The organism is Sphingomonas sp. VDB2, assembly GCF_047946695.1.
Taxonomy (GTDB): Bacteria; Pseudomonadota; Alphaproteobacteria; order Sphingomonadales; family Sphingomonadaceae; genus Sphingobium; species Sphingobium bisphenolicum.
The window spans coordinates 2,707,368-2,723,437 of sequence record NZ_CP159615.1; the positions used below are offsets into that span (position 1 = coordinate 2,707,368).

Here is a 16,070-nt window from a genome sequence, read left to right on the forward strand (position 1 = left end):
GGGTCGGGCCGTGGTCATGCCGCCTGCGCTTTCAACAGCTTGTCGATCGTCAGCGGATAGTCGCGCAGGCGAATGCCGGTGGCGTTGTAGATCGCATTGGCCACCGCCGCGCCTGCGCCGCAGATACCCAGCTCGCCCACGCCCTTGGCCTTCATCGGCGAGCTTTTGTCGTCCAGTTCGTCGATGAACAGCACGTCCTGCTGCGGAATGTCGGCATGCACCGGCACCACATATTCGGCCATGTCGTGATTGACGAAGAAGCCGAAGCGGGTGTCGACCTCCAGCGATTCCATCAACGCCGCGCCCACGCCCATGGTCATCGCGCCGATCACCTGGCTGCGCGCGGATTTGGGGTTCAGGATGCGCCCGGCGGCGAAGGCCCCGCCCATGCGGCGAACGCGCACTTCGGCGGTGTCGATATCGACGCCCACCTCGCAGAAATGCGCGCCGAAAGTGGCCTGGGCATAGCGTTTGTCGAGATCGCCATAATCCATGCTGTCCTCGGCCCACAGCCCCTCGCGCCCGGCCAGTGCGGCGAGCGTCTGGGATTTATTGTCGAATTTCACCAGGCCATCGTCGAACTGCGCCTTGTCGGCGGGATAGCCCGCCTTCTCCGCCAGCTTCGCGCGCAACGCCATCGCCGCGGCATAGACGCCCGCGGTCGAGCTGTTGGCGCCCCATTGCCCGCCCGACCCGGCCGATGCCGGAAAGCGACTGTCGCCCAACCGGACCGTCACCTGGTCCAGTGTCACGCCCAGCATCTCGGCTGCGGTCTGGCCGATGATCGTATAGCTGCCGGTGCCGATATCGGTCATGTCGGTCTCGACGATCACCTTGCCCTGCGCATCCACGCCGATCCGCGCGCCCGACTTGCTGACCAGATTGTTCCGGAAGGCCGCGGCCATGCCCATGCCCACCAGCCAGCGCCCGTCGCGGACCTGGCCGGGCTTGGCCTTGCGCTTGTCCCAGCCGAAACGATCGGCCCCGGCGCGCAGGCATTCCACCAGCTTGCGGCTGGAATAGGGGCGCTGTGGGCCGGCTTCGGGATCATATTGCACATCGTTGCGGATGCGCAGTTCGACCGGATCGACGCCGCAGGCTTCGGCCAGTTCGTCCATCGCCACTTCCAGCGCCAGCAGGCCCACCGCCTCGCCCGGCGCGCGCATCGCATTGCCTTCGGGCAGGTTCAGCGTCACCAGCCGGTGCGCGGTCATCCGGTTGGCGCCGCGATAGAGCAGCCGCGTCTGCTGCGCCGCCGTTTCCGGGCTGCCGCCGGGCAGGTCACCCGACCAGACTTCATGGCCGATCGCGTCGATCACGCCGTCCCTGTCCGCGCCGATGCGGATGCGCTGGATCGTCGCCGGGCGGTGGGTGGTGTTGTTGGGGATCTGGTGCCGGGCGATGGCGACCTTGACCGGCCGCCCCACCTGCTTCGCGCCCAGCGCCGCCAGCAGTGCGTCGGCGCGCAGGAACAGCTTCGACCCGAAGCCGCCGCCAATATAGGGCGACACCAGCCGCACCTTCTCCTTGGCGATGCCCAGCGTCTTGGCGACTTCGCCCACGCCCCAGGCGATCATCTGGTTCGACGTCCACAGCGTCAGCCTGTCGCCATTCCAGGCGGCGGTCGTCGCATGCGGCTCCATCATCGCATGGCTATGGTCGGGTGTCGTATAGCGCTGGTCGATCCTGACCGCCGCCCTGGCGAAACCACCGTCGAAATCGCCCGCCTTCGTATCGGCCGGCGATCCGAAACTGTCGGGCGGCATGACACCCTTCAGACTCTCGGCCGCCAGATCATATTTGCCGTCCTCCGGCATATAATCGATCTGCACCAGCTTGGCCGCGTCGCGCGCATTTTCGAACGTGTCGGCGATGACCAGCGCCACCGCCTGCTCATAATGGTCCACCTGCGGTCCGCCCAGCAAAGGCGCGGTGTTCATGCTGCCCTTGCCCAGTTTGCCGGCATTGGCGTGGGTGACGATGCCCAGCACGCCCGGCGCGGCCTCCGCAGCGCGCAGGTCCATGGAGGCGATCCGCCCCTTGGCGATGGCGGACCCCACGATCCAGCCATAGACGGCGTTGGGCGCGGCATCGTGCCGCTCATAGGCATAGGGCGCGCTGCCCGTCACCTTGGCCGCGCCGTCGATGCGGTCGTGCGGAATGCCGATCACCCGGCCCTTGTCGATCGGGTTGATGCCCGCTGGCGTATCGAACTTCATGCCCGTGCCTCCCGCTGGCGGTAGAGGGACGCGAGCGTCCGTTCGACCAGTGTCTTCTTGAAGTCGTTATGATGGGTGGTGCGCGCACCGGCCAAAGCCGCTTCGGCCACGGCCTTCGCGCCACTCTTGGCAGCGGCGTCGGCCGCCTCCACGCGCCACGGCTTCGCGCCGATCCCGCCAAAGGCGAAGCGCGCCGTTCCGTCCTTGCCGAACACGGCCGCTACCGACACCAGGGCGAAGGCGTAGGAGGCGCGGTCGCGGACCTTGCGATAGACATGGGTGCCGACGATCGGCTTGGGCAGAGTGACGGACGTGATGATCTCGCCGGGCTTCAGCGCGCTTTCTTTCTGCGGCGTGTCGCCGGGCAGCAAGTGGAAGTCGGCGATCGGGATCGCCCGCGCCGCGCCGTTTGCGTCCATCGTATCGACCTGCGCGTCGAGCAGCCGCATCGCCACCGCCATGTCGCTGGGATGCTGGGCGATGCAGGCGTCGCTCACGCCCAATATCGCCAGGCTGCGGCTCATCCCCTGTAGCGCGCCGCAACCGCTGCCGGCCTTGCGTTTGTTGCAGGGCATGCGCGTGTCGTAGAAATAGGGGCAACGGGTGCGCTGCAACAGGTTGCCGCCAGTCGTCGCTTTGTTGCGCAACTGGCCCGATGCGCCGGCCAGCAGCGCGCGGCTGAGCACCGCATAATCTTGCCGCACGCTTTTGTCGGCGGCCAAGTCGGTGTTGCGCACCAGCGCGCCGATGCGCAGCCCGCCGCCGTCGGTCTTCTCGATCCGGTCCAGCCCCAGAGGGTTGACGTCGATCAAATGGGTCGGCGTCTCGATCTGCAGCTTCATCAGGTCGAGCAGGTTGGTCCCGCCCGCGATGAAGCGCGCGCCCTGCACGGATGCCGCCGCTTTCGCCGCCGCCTCGACGCTGGCGGCGCGTTCATAGGTGAAGGCCTTCATGCCGCGGTCTCCCCATGCCCAGATTGACCAGAAACATCCCGCATCGCGGCAATGATGTTGGGATAGGCGGCGCAGCGGCAGATATTGCCGCTCATCCGCTCGCGCAGTTCCGCATCGCTCAGCGCGACATCGTCCAGTTCCGCCGTCGCATGGCTGGGGATGCCCGCCTTGATTTCGTCCAGCACCGCCACCGCCGAGCAGATCTGCCCCGGCGTGCAATAGCCGCATTGATAGCCGTCATGGACGATGAACGCCTTCTGCATCGGGTGCAGCTTGTCGGGCGTGCCCAGCCCCTCGATCGTCGTGACGCTCTCGCCATCATGCATCACCGCCAGCGTCAGGCAACTGTTGATGCGCCGCCCCTCCACGATCACGGTGCAGGCGCCGCACTGGCCATGGTCGCATCCCTTCTTGGTGCCGGTCAGGTGCAGATGCTCGCGCAGCGTGTCGAGCAGGCTGGTGCGCGGGTCGAGTTGCAGATGCACCTCACGCCCGTTGACGGTCAGTTCGACAGGCATCATTGCGGTTCCTCCGGTGCGGCGGGGTGTCGCTGCGGCGGTGTCCTGCGACAGGACGGGGCCGGCGGCGGCGATGGCGGCGCTGCCCTGCAACAGGCCGCGGCGCGTCAAATGATCGGACGACATGGCTGGTCTCCCTGCTGGTTGCTGGTCATTACGAAGGGCGGGGGCAAATGATCCCGCCACGGCAAGAAACTTGTCGGCACAGCCTAGCACAAGGACGGCGCGCGCCAAGCCGCCCTTTTCGCCACTGTCCTGGGGGTGATTCGCGCATCGAATGACGTGCCCGTCCGGCGGCGAAATAATATCCACAAAGCTAACACACTGGAAAAATTATGTTTTTTCATGTGCGAAGGAGAATTTCATTTTTGTGCAATTCTCCCCTTGCCCCTTTAGACAAGCGCTGCTAGTTCCCCGCCACCCGCCGAGAGGGACACATCCTCCGGCCGCCAGAGCGGGCGTAGCTCAGGGGTAGAGCACAACCTTGCCAAGGTTGGGGTCGAGGGTTCGAATCCCTTCGCCCGCTCCAGAAATCATCGTAAAATCAATGGTTTCTGGGGCGACTGGGCCAAGTTTTCATATTACGCGACCTCCCCAAAAGCCTGAAGTAATAAGGACGTAATATGCTGCGCGCGTATTTGCGGGTGGTTCTGGCGTAGGTTGAGCCATTGAAATCTGGTTTCCGCAGAAGCTGGCCGGGCGATGTAGCGGTGAGAACCCTCCTGAAGGAATAGGTCTGCTGGCATAGTCACGGGGATCTTCGGCCAGACGGTCGATCGCGCATCCTTTTTCCCGATACGTACGGACCATCACCTGCTCGGGCGAGAGGCAGACTTCCGTCGGCTGCTGAGGACTGATTGGTTGAGGTTGCGCGCTTGGCAATTCCACATGATCGTCATGCAATTGTCACATAGCGAAAATGCCATAAGCTATCCGCTCACCTCGTTTCACCGATCGTTGTGAGGACGAACGGGGAGCGCATAGATTGAGGAAGGCGAATCGCGAGACCTGCGGGTTGGGAACGCCCTTGCGGTCGATTATGCTACTATCATGGGTCGTTATCGACGGTTGGATGCCCTTGCCTCTGCGTTAGCAGAAGCATCGGATATGCACATGCTCTACGAATTCCTGGCGAGGATCGCGCGGGAAATGGGTTTCGACTATTTCGCGCTGGCTGAGCACATCGATCTGAGGATGCCACAACAGCAACCTCTTCAAATCCACAATTATCCACGCGGCTGGGCCGCCTATTATGTGGACAGGGACCTGGGGCCGCGCGATCCCATCCGACGGGCGAGCCACCGGACCCATCTGGGCTTTGCCTGGCTCACCATTCCAAAATTTCTAACACTGACACCTGCCGATCGCGCCGTTCTAGCTGCCTGTCAAGCCCATGGGCTGGGCGAAGGATTTACCGTCCCCTCGCACATTCCTGGCGAAGTCAGCGGATCCTGTACATTTGTCACCCGAGCCGACGAGCCGCTGCCTCGCGATCAGATCTGGACGGCGCGACTCGTCGGCGGGCTGGCGTTCGAATGCGGGCAACGCCTCTTGGGCCGCACGACCCTGTCCGGTGATTCCGCGATCACGGAGCGTCAACGCGACTGCGTTCTATGGGCTGCTCGCGGAAATACCGACGGCGAGATTGCGGACATATTGGGCATTTCGAAGGAAACCGTGATCCAACATCTCAAGTTCGCGCGCGAACGCTATGGTGTACGGAAGAGAACGTCGCTCGTGATCCGGGCGCTGTTTGATGGCCTCATCTCCTTTTCCGAAATCTTCCAGCGACACCGATATTGGTAACCTCAAGTCGAGGGGGCGGTACGCCGTCCCCTCGTCGAATGGCTCCTGTAAAACCGCCGTTTTCCTGTCTTTCTGCGCCAGCCTACGCCGAAGCGATTTCGATGTTGCGGATAGAGGCAATGTGGCTTTCTTGATCATCCCCTGAGCTGGACCGCCAACGGTCCGGCGACTGGCAGGGTCGATCCATGAGTATATATCCGCTCCGTACAGAAGCCAGGACACGCGGCTCGCGCATGCTCCGCACGGCGCTCGGTTCGGCGATCATCGGCTGGCTCGACGATGCTTGTGTCATCGAGATCATGCTCAATCCCGACGGCCATATCTGGATTGATCGGCTGGGCGAAGGCCTCAGCGATACCGGGGCCTGCCTGTCGGCCGCCGACGGCGAGCGCATCATCCGTCTGGTCGCGCATCATGTCGGCGCGGAGGTTCATGACGGAGCGCCTCGCGTGTCGGCCGAACTTCCCGATTCCGGCGCGCGGTTCGAGGGGCTGCTCCCGCCCGTCGTCCAGTCTCCGACATTCGCCATTCGCAAGCCCGCCGTCGCTGTGTTCACGCTCGCGGATTATGTCGTCGCCAATATCATGTCTGCGCGCCAAGCCGATATATTGGCGCAAGCCGTTTCCACGCGCCAGAACATACTGGTGGCCGGTGGCACAGGGACAGGCAAGACGACGCTCACCAACGCGCTTCTGGCCGAGGTCGCCAGGACGACCGACAGGATCGTCCTCATCGAAGATACGCGCGAGCTCCAATGTACATCTTCCAACCTGATCGCGATGCGAACCAAGGATGGCGTCGCCACGCTGTCTGATCTCGTGCGATCCGCCCTGCGCCTGCGGCCCGACCGCATCCCCATTGGTGAGGTGCGCGGGGCCGAAGCCCTCGACCTCATCAAAGCATGGGGGACGGGCCATCCGGGCGGGATCGGCACCATCCATGCAGGATCGGGCATGGGCGCACTGCGGCGAATGGAACAGCTCATCCAGGAAGCCGTCGTCACGGTCCCTCGTGCCCTGATCGCCGACACGATCGACATTGTCGCGGTGCTTGTGAGGGACGGCCATGGTCGCCGTCTGGCCGAACTGGTCCGCGTCGATGGCCTCGATCCCAAGGGCGAATATTCCATCACCAGCCAAGGAGACGATTGATGATCCAGCTTGTCGTGCCAATCCACCGGAGTGCCAGTCATCTGGCGCTCGCTGGCATCATAGCCATGGCGTCCGTGATCCCGGCCTATGCGGCCGGATCATCGATGCCCTGGGAAGCGCCGCTCCAGTCCATCCTGGAATCGATCGAAGGGCCGGTCGCCAAGATCATCGCCGTGATGATCATCACGGTAACAGGCCTGACCCTTGCATTTGGCGATACATCGGGCGGCGCGCGAAAGCTCATCCAGATCGTATTCGGTCTGAGTATTGCGTTCGCCGCAACGAGCTTCTTCCTCTCCTTCTTCTCGTTCGGCGGTGGAGCGCTCGTCTGATGGATAGGGTTGGACAGGTTCCAGGCTTTGACGTGCCGGTCCATCGGTCCCTCACCGAGCCGATCCTTCTGGGCGGCGCGCCGCGCGCGCTGGCAATCGTCAACGGGACGCTCGCGGGCGCCGTCGGCCTCGGGTTACGGCTATGGATCGCAGGCCTGGTCCTTTGGGCAATCGGTCATGTGCTGGGCATATGGGCCGCCCGCCACGATCCGAACTTCGTCGATGTGGCCCGGCGGCATGTTCGCTATCCGACCTGGCTACGGGCATGATGTCGTTGCGCGAATATCGTTCGACCGCGAGCAGCCTGAGCGATTTCCTGCCATGGGCCGCTCTGGTCGCGCCGGGCGTCGTCCTCAACAAGGACGGCTCGTTCCAGCGCACCGCCCGTTTCCGGGGACCGGACCTCGATTCCGCGACGCCCGCCGAACTGGTGGCGACGACAGCGCGGCTGAATAGCGCCCTGCGTCGGCTCGGCTCGGGCTGGGCCCTGTTCACCGAGGCGCAGCGGGTGCCAGCGAACGACTATCCCGACGACGTCTTTCCTGATCCGGCCTCGCGACTGCTGGACCGGGAACGACGCGAGCAGTTCCACGAAGAGGGCGCGCATTATGACAGCGCCTATTATGTCACCCTGCTGTGGATGCCGCCAGCGGAGGACAGCGCCCGGGCCGAACGCTGGCTTTACGAGGGCCGTTCGACAACGGCGTCCAACGGTGCTGAACTGCTAGCCGGTTTCATCGACCGCTCACACCGGATCGTTCAGCTCCTCGAAGGATTTCTGCCGGAAATCGCCTGGCTCGACGATGGCGCGACGCTCACCTATCTTCACTCGACGATCTCGACCAAGCGTCAGAACGTGCGCGTGCCCGAAACGCCGATGCACCTGGATGCGCTCCTGGCGGACGAACCACTGGTCGGTGGCCTCGAACCCCGCCTCGGCAACAGCCATCTGCGCAGCCTGACGGTAACCGGCTTTCCGACCTCAACCTATCCTGGCCTGCTCGACGAACTCAATCGGCTGGCCTTTCCCTATCGCTGGTCGACGCGGGCAATCATGCTCGATAAGGCCGATGCCACCCGATTGCTGGGCAAGATCCGGCGACAATGGTTCGCCAAGCGCAAGTCGGTCGCGGCCATTCTCAAGGAGGTGATGACTAACGAAGCCTCGGCCCTGCTGGATACGGACGCATCGAACAAGGCTGCAGACGCCGATCTGGCCTTGCAGGAACTGGGCTCGGACATGATCGGCCAGGCCTATGTGACCGCCACGGTTACGGTATGGGACACAAACCCTGCAATCGCCGCCGAGAAGCTTCGTCTGGTCGAGAAGGTGATCCAGGGCCGGGATTTCACCTGCACGACCGAAGGGCTCAACGCTGTGGAGGCATGGCTCGGGTCGCTGCCGGGCCATGTCTACGCCAATGTCCGGCAGCCGCCGATCAGCACGCTCAACCTGGCGCATATGATGCCGCTGTCGGCCGTCTGGTCAGGCCCAACGTGTGATGCGCATCTCGATTGTCCGCCGCTATTCCATGCCAAAACCGAGGGCTCGACGCCTTTCCGCTTCTCGCTGCATGTTGGCGACGTCGGGCACACGCTGGTGGTGGGGCCGACAGGCGCGGGCAAGTCGGTTCTGCTCGCCCTGATGGCGATGCAGTTTCGCCGCTATCCCGGCGCACAGATTTTCGCCTTCGACTTTGGCGCCAGCATGCGCGCAGCGGCGCTGGCGATGGGCGGTGACTGGCAGGATCTGGGGACCGGGGTTCACGCCGAGAATGCGGCTGTATCACTCCAACCTCTTGCAAGGATCGATGATCCGGCCGAACAGGCATGGGCGGCGCAATGGGTCGGTTCGATCCTGGAGGCGGAGGGGATCACGCTCGATCCCCAGGCCAAGGACCATCTGTGGGCGGCGCTCCGATCGCTCGCCAGCGCGAGGCCCGACGAACGGACGCTGACGGGGCTTGCGGTGCTGCTGCAATCCCAAGCCCTCAAACAGGCGCTGCAGCCCTATTGCGTGGGCGGGGCCTGGGGTCGCCTGCTCGATGCCGAGGCAGAGCAACTGGGCGATGCCCATGTCCAGATATTCGAAACCGAAGGACTGGTAGGTTCGGCCGCAGCCGCTCCAGTGCTGGCCTATCTTTTCCACCGGATCGAGAACAGGCTCGATGGATCGCCCAGCCTCGTCATCATCGACGAAGGCTGGCTGGTGCTCGACAGCCCGACCTTTGCCGCGCAATTACGCGAATGGCTCAAGACGCTGCGCAAGAAGAATGCGAGCGTGATCTTTGCAACGCAGAGCCTGGCCGACATCGAAACCAGCGCCATTGCGCCAGCCATCATCGAAAGCTGCCCGACCCGGATATTCCTGGCCAATGAGCGGGCGACCGAACCGCAGATCAGCGCCATCTATGCAAGGTTCGGGCTCAATGCCCGGCAGATCGAGATATTGGCGCGGGCGACGCCAAAGCGCGATTATTATGTCCAGTCGCGCCGCGGCAACCGCCTGATGGACTTAGGGCTAAAGGAGGTGGCGCTCGCCTTTACCGCCGCGTCCTCCAAGTCCGACCAGCGCAGGATCGACCAGATACTGAGCCAACCGGGCGACGAAGAGTTCGCTGCGGCCTGGCTGCGCGCATGCGGCCACGACTGGGCGGCGGACCTGCTTTCCACGCAAAAGCCAAAGGAGCAAAGCTCATGACATCGCGCTTCATCGTTCGCCCGCTTGGCCTGTGCGCTGCTGCGCTCGCATTGGCCATGACACCGGCACAGGCACTGGTTGTCTATGACCCCACCAACTATGCCTCCAATGTGATGCAGGCGGCGCGCGCCTTGCAGCAGATCAACAACCAGATCCGGTCGTTGCAGAACGAGGCGGCCTCGCTTCTCAACGACACGAAAAACCTCGCCAGTTTGCCGTTCAGCAGCCTTGAGGCGCTCCAGCAGCAGGTGCGGCAGACCCAGCGGCTGCTGGGGCAAGCACAGCGTCTGGCCTATGACGTGACCCAGATCGAGCAGGCCTTTTCCACCAAATATGGCGATATAGCGCTGTCGAGTTCAGACGCCGATCTGGTCGCCGGCGCACGAGACCGTTGGTCCACCAGCGTCGATGCGTTCGAGGATGCGCTGAAGGTCCAGGCTGGGGTGGTCGGCAACATCGACGGCACCCGGACCTCGATGGACGATCTTGTTTCAGCCAGCCAGTCGGCATCGGGTGCGTTGCAAGCTGCCCAGGCCGGGAACCAGCTTGTCGCCCTCCAGTCCCAGCAACTGGCCGATATCACCGCCATGCTCGCAGCGCAGGGCCGCGCCCAGACGATCGAAGCGGCACGCGCAGCCACTGCGGAGGCGGAGGGCCGCGTCCGTTTCCAGCGCTTCATGGCGCGTTCGGGTCAATAGGATGCGAAGCGGACGCCTGGCGCTGGCGGGCCTAGTCGGCGGTGGCATGCTGACGGTTGCAGTGCTCACGGTCATGCACCAGCAGAAAGGCACGCCCACTGAACAGATACCGCCGATGCCGGTGTCGACCGAGCGCCGCGCGGCCGCCCTTGTTCGCTGTCGGCACGTCACGGCACAGGATCCAACCTGCGAAGCGGCCTGGGAAGCCGAGCGACGCCGCTTCTTCGGTACAGAGGATAGTGGCAGCGCCCGATCCGATCTGCAGGAGCGTACCGGACATGAATGATGTCGGCGTCATCGACGGGTTCCTCTCGACCTTCACGGCCTATATCGATTCCGGTTTTGGCCTTCTAGGCGGGGAAGTCGGGTTTCTTTCGACCACGCTGATCGCAATCGACGTGACACTTGCCGGGCTGTTCTGGGCATGGGGTGCCGACGAGGATGTCCTGCAACGCGTGGTAAAGAAGACGCTCTATATCGGCTTCTTCGCCTTCATCATCGGCAACTTCTCCTCGCTTTCGCAAATCCTGTTCCAGTCCTTTGCCGGGCTCGGCCTCAAGGCGAGCGGTGCCAGCATCGGCCTCGCCGAGTTCATGAAGCCAGGTAGCGTTGCGGCGGTGGGGCTTGATGCAGGCGAACCGCTGCTCACGTCCGCGTCCGAGATGATGGGGTTCACCTCGTTTTTCGCCAATTTCGTCCAGATCGCGGTGCTGCTGCTGGCCTGGATGATCGTAATCCTCGCCTTCTTCATTCTTGCCGTACAGCTGTTCATCACGCTGATCGAGTTCAAGCTGGTGACGCTGGCCGGGTTCGTCCTGCTGCCCTTCGCCTTTTTTGGGCGGACGGCGTTCATGGCGGAGCGGGTGCTTGGCCATATCGTATCGAGCGGCATCAAGATCCTGGTTCTCGCCGTCATCACCGGCATCGGCACAGGACTGTTCGACCAGTTCATCAACGCGCTGGGTGGAACAGCGCCGACTGCGGAACAGGCCATGTCGATTGCGCTCGCCTCATTGGCGTTGCTCGGTCTGGGCATATTCGGCCCCGGCATCGCCAATGGCATCGTCACCGGAGGTCCGCAGCTTGGTGCAGGCGCAGCGGCGGGTACGGCGATTGCAGCCGGCGCCACCCTGGCCGGCGGGGCCGCAGGCGCACGACTCGCGGCCGGCGCTGTTGGAGGGGCCGTAGCGAGCGCATCGAGCGCCGCCGCCCGTGCGGCCGGATCGACCAGCGCCACCTATAGCGCCGGTGCAGTGGGTAAGAGCGGGGGAGACGCTGTCGCGGGCGGGATCGGTGCGCTGGGACGATCGGCCGGATCTGCCGCCACGTCCCCGCTACGCCGAGCCGCCGATGCGATGCAGCAAAGTTTCGAAGCCGGGAAATCGGGCGCATCGACCAACGGCACCGGTGCGGAAACTGCATCTGGGCCGCCCAAATGGGCGACGGCCATGCGCCAGCGGCAGGCGATCGCCCACGGGGTTTCGACCGCCGCCCACACATTGCGCGGCGGCGACAGCGGCGGCGGCGGCGCTTCGATCGATCTGAGCGGAAGGGACTGATCATGTTCAAACGACCATCCATCCGGTACGGCCAGACCCCGGAGCCGGTCAGGCCTTACCAACGTGCTGCCCAGGCTTGGGACGATCGCATCGGTTCGGCGCGCGTCCAGGCGCGCAATTGGCGTCTCGCCTTTTTCGGCACGCTCATGCTGTCTGGTGGTCTTACCGCCGGCTTGATCTGGCAATCGGCGCGCGGCTCGATCGTGCCCTGGGTCGTGCAGGTGGACAAGTTCGGCGAAGCACAGGCCGTCGGCCCCGCCGATGCGGGATACCGTCCGACCGATCCGCAGATCGCCTTCCATCTTGCGCGCTTCGTCGAGCAGGTTCGCAGCATCCCGGCCGATCCGATCGTCCTGCGCCAGGCATGGCTGCGCGCCTATGACTTCACCACGGATCGCGGCGCCACGGTCCTCAATGATTATGCGCGTGCGAATGACCCGTTCGCGCTTGTCGGCAAGACGCAGGTTGCGGTCGATATATCAAGCGTGATCCGGTCGTCGGACAGCAGCTTTCGCGTGTCCTGGACCGAGCGGCGATACCAGGATGGGGCACTGGCTGAGACAAGCCGGTGGTCGGCCATCGTGACGGTCGTGATCCAGCCACCCTCCGCGCCCGATGCCCTGCGCAAGAACCCGCTCGGCCTGTTTGTCAATGCCATCAACTGGTCGAAGGAGCTTTCCCAATGATGCACGTTCAGCGTTCCGGGGCCGCAATTGCGGCTTTGCTGATTTCCGTAAACACGACCACGGCCTGTGCGGCGACGCGCCCAGCCCTGCATGAGGCTACCGAGATGCCTGCGGTGCGCATGGCGGAACCTGAGAAACAGGTCGAGATCGTGCCTGTTGCACAGCCGCTGCCGTTGCCGGGGCAACTCAAGCCGGTGCCGCCCATAGCCTCCGACCATGTCCTTGCTGATCCCAAAACCCGGATCGTCGCCGCCAATGCCGCGGCCCGCATGGAGCCCGCGCGCGATGGCTTCATCAACGCCATGCAGCAATATCCCTGGGCGGAAGGCGCTCTCTATCAGGTCTACACGGCGCCCGGCCAGGTGACGGACATCGCCCTTCAGCCCGGAGAAACGCTTGTTGGGGCGGGTCCGGTGGCTGCGGGCGATACCGTAAGATGGATTATCGGAGATACGCTCAGCGGTGCGGGCGAGACGCAACGCGTCCATATCCTGGCAAAGCCGACCCGGCCCGATCTCCTGACCAACCTGGTGATCAACACCGATCGGCGGACCTATCATCTCGAACTGCGCGCCACCCCGACCACCTATATGGCGTCGGTATCCTGGTCATACCCCCAGGATGAATTGATAGCGCTGCGGCAGCGCAACGCCGCTATCGCCGCAAAGACGCCGATCGCCGCGGGCATCAACATCGCCTCGCTCGATTTCGGTTACGCGATCGATGGGGACAAGCCGAGCTGGCGACCCCTGCGCGCGTTCGACGACGGTAGCCAGGTCTTCATCGAGTTTCCCGCAAGCGTCGCGCAGGGCGAAATGCCGCCAGTCTTCATCCTGGGCAGCGGCGGCAATGCCGAGCTCGTCAATTATCGGGTGCAGGACCGTTTCATCATCATCGACCGGCTCTTCAGCGCAGCCGAGTTGCGCATGGGGGACAAGAAGACGGCTCAGCGGGTACGCCTGACACGGATCGCAAGCGGGAGGAGAAGCCGACCATGAGCGACCGTAGCGAGCAGGATAGTTCGCCCGCGCCCTCGTCGGCGGCGCCGTTCAAGTTGGGAGGCGATGCGCCGTCGGTAATGCGCCTGTCGCGCAAGACATTGGCCGGGGTGGGCGTGTTTGCAGGTTTGAGCATCGGGGGCGCTCTCATCTATGCGCTACAGCCGCCGAAGAAACCGGTCGGCCAGGAAGTCTACGCGACCGAGGGCCGGGCAAAGGCCGACGGGCTGGGATCAGTGCCCAAGGACTATAGCCAGGTTCCGCAATTGGGACCGCCACTACCAGGCGACCTGGGACGGCCGATCCTTGCTGCACAACAGGGCGGCAACGACCACCAAGTTTCCGGACAAGGCTATCCATCCGATCGCCAGGCCATCGATCCGGCCGTCGCAGCACGGCAAAAAGCGCGGCAGGAACGGGACGCTGCGCAGGCAAGCCAGTTGTTTACTGGTCATGGGAATGCCGGATCGACGGGCGGCGCGGCGCAGCATGTCGCCACGGAGTCGCCGACCACCGAGCCAGCGTTCGGGCCTGACCTTGCCGCCTCCCCGGGAATGATGGCATCGGGTAGCGCGGCGAAACGTGCTTTCATGGCGGGCACCATGGACACGCGCTCGCTCGCCTCATCTACCGTCGAACCCGTGGCGTCCGCCAACATCCTGCAGGCCGGCAGCATCATACCAGCCGCCTTGATCACTGGCATCCGATCCGACCTGCCCGGTCAGATCAGCGCCCAGGTGACGCAGAATGTCTATGACAGCCCGACGGGGCGCATCCTGCTTATTCCGCAGGGCGCAAGGTTGATCGGGGACTATGATTCGCAAATCGATGCCGGTCAGTCGCGGATTCTGATGGCATGGACGCGATTCATCATGCCCGACGGGCGTTCGATGATGCTCGAGCGTCAACCTACTGCCGATGCCAGCGGCTTTTCGGGATTGCAGGACAGCGTAAACAATCATTGGGGTGGCGTTGCGCGCGCTGCCATGATCTCGACTCTTTTAGGTCTTGGCACGGAGTTGGCGGCCGATAGCGATAATGACATCATCCGGGCGCTGCGCCGGGGGTCGCAGGACAGCTTCAATCAGGCCGGGCAACAGATCATACAGCGTCAGGTAGCGATAGCTCCGACCTTGACTATCCGGCCGGGCCATCCGCTGCGCGTGATGATCACGCGCGACCTTGTCCTTCCCCCTCTGGGCAATCGGTGATGGCCAAGCTGCGCCTGGGATCGCTGGCGGACGACAAGCCCGTCAAGATCAGTCTGGAATTGCCAGCCAATGTTCATCGCGACCTTGTGCGCTATGCTGCGGCGTTGGCCACTGAAACGGGTGAAGCGCAGGTTTCTCCCGAACGTCTCATCGCGCCCATGTTGGAACGCTTCATGGCGGGGGACCGCGCCTTTGCAAGGCATCGCAGCGGTAAGGCTTCTCGGCAACCGTCATGATGGTCCCAAGCAAAGGGGCAAGTGCAGGATTGCTAGCGTCTTCGCGCCAGCAGAGGCCGAAATCGATGCGCGCATGGCCATGGGGCTCGTGGATGGGCAAGACGACCAGATGCGGGGGCAAGCGAGCGAACGCGCGCTCCTGCACGATGGTAAAACAGCCTGCATCAATCAGTTGGTAGAGCCCATTCAAATTCAGCGGGCTACGGACGATCGCCGCGCGGTCCAGACCAGCCTGCGATTGGGCCAGGGTAAGACGTCCCGCAATCTGAGAGAGCAGGTCGTCTCCGCGCGCGCTGTCCGCAAGTAGAAGGCTAAGGTCGCGCAGATCCGACCAGAAGAGCGGCGCACGCAATGCCAGAGGGTTGTCGCGGACCATGACGGCAAAAAGCCGGCTGCTGCCAATAGCATGATAGGCCGCGCCTGGCGGGGCCAGATGGCCTGCAACGATGATGGCGTCGAGTTGGCCGCGCTCGAAGTCGCGTTCAAGCGCCTGTCTGTCACAGACCGCAGCAGACAGCTGGATGTCTGCATGGCGTTTGCTGAATTCTAGCATGAGAGACTGCACCGCGCTACTGGGCACTGCGCCTGAAAGGCCCAGCTTCAGCGCACCGCGGCGCCCTTGTCCAAAGATGATGGTGTTGCGATGAAGGCTGTCAAGATCAGACACAAGCTGGCGCGCACCCGATATAAAATGGTCTCCCGCGCGTGTCAGTCGGGCGCCGCGTGTCGAGCGCTCGAACAGGTCGGTGCCAAGCCGCTGCTCGAGATGGCGGATCCGTTGGCTCAAGGTAGATTGCTTGATGCGCAGCAACTCGGCCGCTTGGCTAAAACTCCCAAACTCCGCCGTCGCTATGACATAATGGAGGTGACGGATTTCGATCATGCTCCAACCCTCGCCGCATTGGTTCTTCAGACAAACCCAATGTTCCGCGGTTCACTCATGCTGAAAATCCCCAGAAATGGGGGAAAAACGAACCCTCGCGGCGCCTCTTACAGATGGCA

16 protein-coding genes and 1 tRNA gene are annotated in these 16,070 nt (G+C 63.7%); 13 read left to right on the forward strand and 4 right to left on the reverse strand.

What is annotated here, in order from left to right; genetic code table 11:
• Positions 1-14: 14 nt before the first annotated feature.
• The 3 genes from paoC to paoA are packed head-to-tail and all read right to left on the reverse strand — an operon-like array spanning position 15 to position 3,816.
• On the reverse strand, positions 15-2,219 hold the full coding sequence (gene paoC, locus ABT375_RS13500; protein WP_416462933.1) for an aldehyde oxidoreductase molybdenum-binding subunit PaoC: 2,205 nt from the start codon (positions 2,217-2,219) through the stop codon (positions 15-17).
• Positions 2,216-3,172 carry an FAD binding domain-containing protein gene (locus ABT375_RS13505; protein ID WP_261935758.1) on the reverse strand — a complete coding sequence of 319 codons (957 nt, stop codon included), beginning with the start codon at positions 3,170-3,172 and terminating at the stop codon, positions 2,216-2,218. The genes paoC and ABT375_RS13505 overlap by 4 nt, the downstream gene beginning before the upstream one ends.
• Entirely contained in the window at positions 3,169-3,816 is a 648-nt protein-coding gene (gene paoA, locus ABT375_RS13510; RefSeq protein ID WP_224548925.1) for an aldehyde dehydrogenase iron-sulfur subunit PaoA, read from the reverse strand. The genes ABT375_RS13505 and paoA overlap by 4 nt, the downstream gene beginning before the upstream one ends.
• 328 nt (positions 3,817-4,144) lie before the next feature.
• Here paoA and ABT375_RS13515 point away from each other — a divergent pair.
• From ABT375_RS13515 to ABT375_RS13575, 13 genes are all read left to right on the forward strand, one after another.
• Positions 4,145-4,219: transfer RNA gene (locus tag ABT375_RS13515), tRNA-Gly, on the forward strand.
• Positions 4,220-4,803: 584 nt separating this feature from the next.
• The gene (locus tag ABT375_RS13520; RefSeq protein WP_416462934.1) at positions 4,804-5,496 is read left to right on the forward strand and encodes a helix-turn-helix transcriptional regulator; all 693 of its coding nucleotides are present in this window, start codon (positions 4,804-4,806) and stop codon (positions 5,494-5,496) included.
• A gap of 185 nt (positions 5,497-5,681) precedes the next feature.
• A complete protein-coding gene (gene trbB / locus ABT375_RS13525) occupies positions 5,682-6,647 on the forward strand; it encodes a P-type conjugative transfer ATPase TrbB (RefSeq protein WP_416462935.1) in 966 nt (321 codons plus the stop codon).
• Positions 6,647-6,979 carry a TrbC/VirB2 family protein gene (locus ABT375_RS13530; protein WP_416462936.1) on the forward strand — a complete coding sequence of 111 codons (333 nt, stop codon included), beginning with the start codon at positions 6,647-6,649 and terminating at the stop codon, positions 6,977-6,979. The genes trbB and ABT375_RS13530 overlap by 1 nt, the downstream gene beginning before the upstream one ends.
• Positions 6,979-7,248: a VirB3 family type IV secretion system protein gene (locus ABT375_RS13535; protein ID WP_416462937.1), complete on the forward strand. Its 270-nt coding sequence runs from the start codon at positions 6,979-6,981 to the stop codon at positions 7,246-7,248. Before ABT375_RS13530 ends, ABT375_RS13535 begins: the two co-directional genes overlap by 1 nt.
• On the forward strand, positions 7,245-9,680 hold the full coding sequence (gene trbE, locus ABT375_RS13540) for a conjugal transfer protein TrbE (protein ID WP_416462938.1): 2,436 nt from the start codon (positions 7,245-7,247) through the stop codon (positions 9,678-9,680). Before ABT375_RS13535 ends, trbE begins: the two co-directional genes overlap by 4 nt.
• Complete coding sequence (trbJ, locus tag ABT375_RS13545) at positions 9,677-10,378, forward strand: P-type conjugative transfer protein TrbJ (RefSeq protein ID WP_416462939.1); 702 nt, start codon at positions 9,677-9,679, stop codon at positions 10,376-10,378. Before trbE ends, trbJ begins: the two co-directional genes overlap by 4 nt.
• A gap of 1 nt (position 10,379) precedes the next feature.
• Positions 10,380-10,664 (forward strand): putative entry exclusion protein TrbK-alt, encoded by a 285-nt coding sequence (trbK-alt, locus tag ABT375_RS13550; RefSeq protein WP_416462940.1) that lies wholly within the window; start codon positions 10,380-10,382, stop codon positions 10,662-10,664.
• Positions 10,657-11,937 (forward strand): P-type conjugative transfer protein TrbL, encoded by a 1,281-nt coding sequence (trbL, locus tag ABT375_RS13555; protein ID WP_416462941.1) that lies wholly within the window; start codon positions 10,657-10,659, stop codon positions 11,935-11,937. The genes trbK-alt and trbL overlap by 8 nt, the downstream gene beginning before the upstream one ends.
• 2 nt (positions 11,938-11,939) lie before the next feature.
• Complete coding sequence (gene trbF, locus ABT375_RS13560; protein ID WP_416462942.1) at positions 11,940-12,623, forward strand: conjugal transfer protein TrbF; 684 nt, start codon at positions 11,940-11,942, stop codon at positions 12,621-12,623.
• Positions 12,620-13,621 carry a P-type conjugative transfer protein TrbG gene (gene trbG / locus ABT375_RS13565; RefSeq protein WP_416462943.1) on the forward strand — a complete coding sequence of 334 codons (1,002 nt, stop codon included), beginning with the start codon at positions 12,620-12,622 and terminating at the stop codon, positions 13,619-13,621. Before trbF ends, trbG begins: the two co-directional genes overlap by 4 nt.
• A complete protein-coding gene (locus ABT375_RS13570) occupies positions 13,618-14,832 on the forward strand; it encodes a TrbI/VirB10 family protein (protein ID WP_416462944.1) in 1,215 nt (404 codons plus the stop codon). The genes trbG and ABT375_RS13570 overlap by 4 nt, the downstream gene beginning before the upstream one ends.
• Positions 14,832-15,068, forward strand: coding sequence for a DUF2274 domain-containing protein (locus ABT375_RS13575; RefSeq protein ID WP_416462945.1), 237 nt, complete (start codon positions 14,832-14,834; stop codon positions 15,066-15,068). Before ABT375_RS13570 ends, ABT375_RS13575 begins: the two co-directional genes overlap by 1 nt.
• On the opposite strand, the gene ABT375_RS13580 is transcribed toward ABT375_RS13575, so the two are convergent.
• Positions 15,004-15,951 (reverse strand): LysR family transcriptional regulator, encoded by a 948-nt coding sequence (locus tag ABT375_RS13580; RefSeq protein WP_416462946.1) that lies wholly within the window; start codon positions 15,949-15,951, stop codon positions 15,004-15,006. The two genes, ABT375_RS13575 and ABT375_RS13580, sit on opposite strands and share 65 nt — an antisense overlap.
• Positions 15,952-16,070 lie beyond the last annotated feature (119 nt).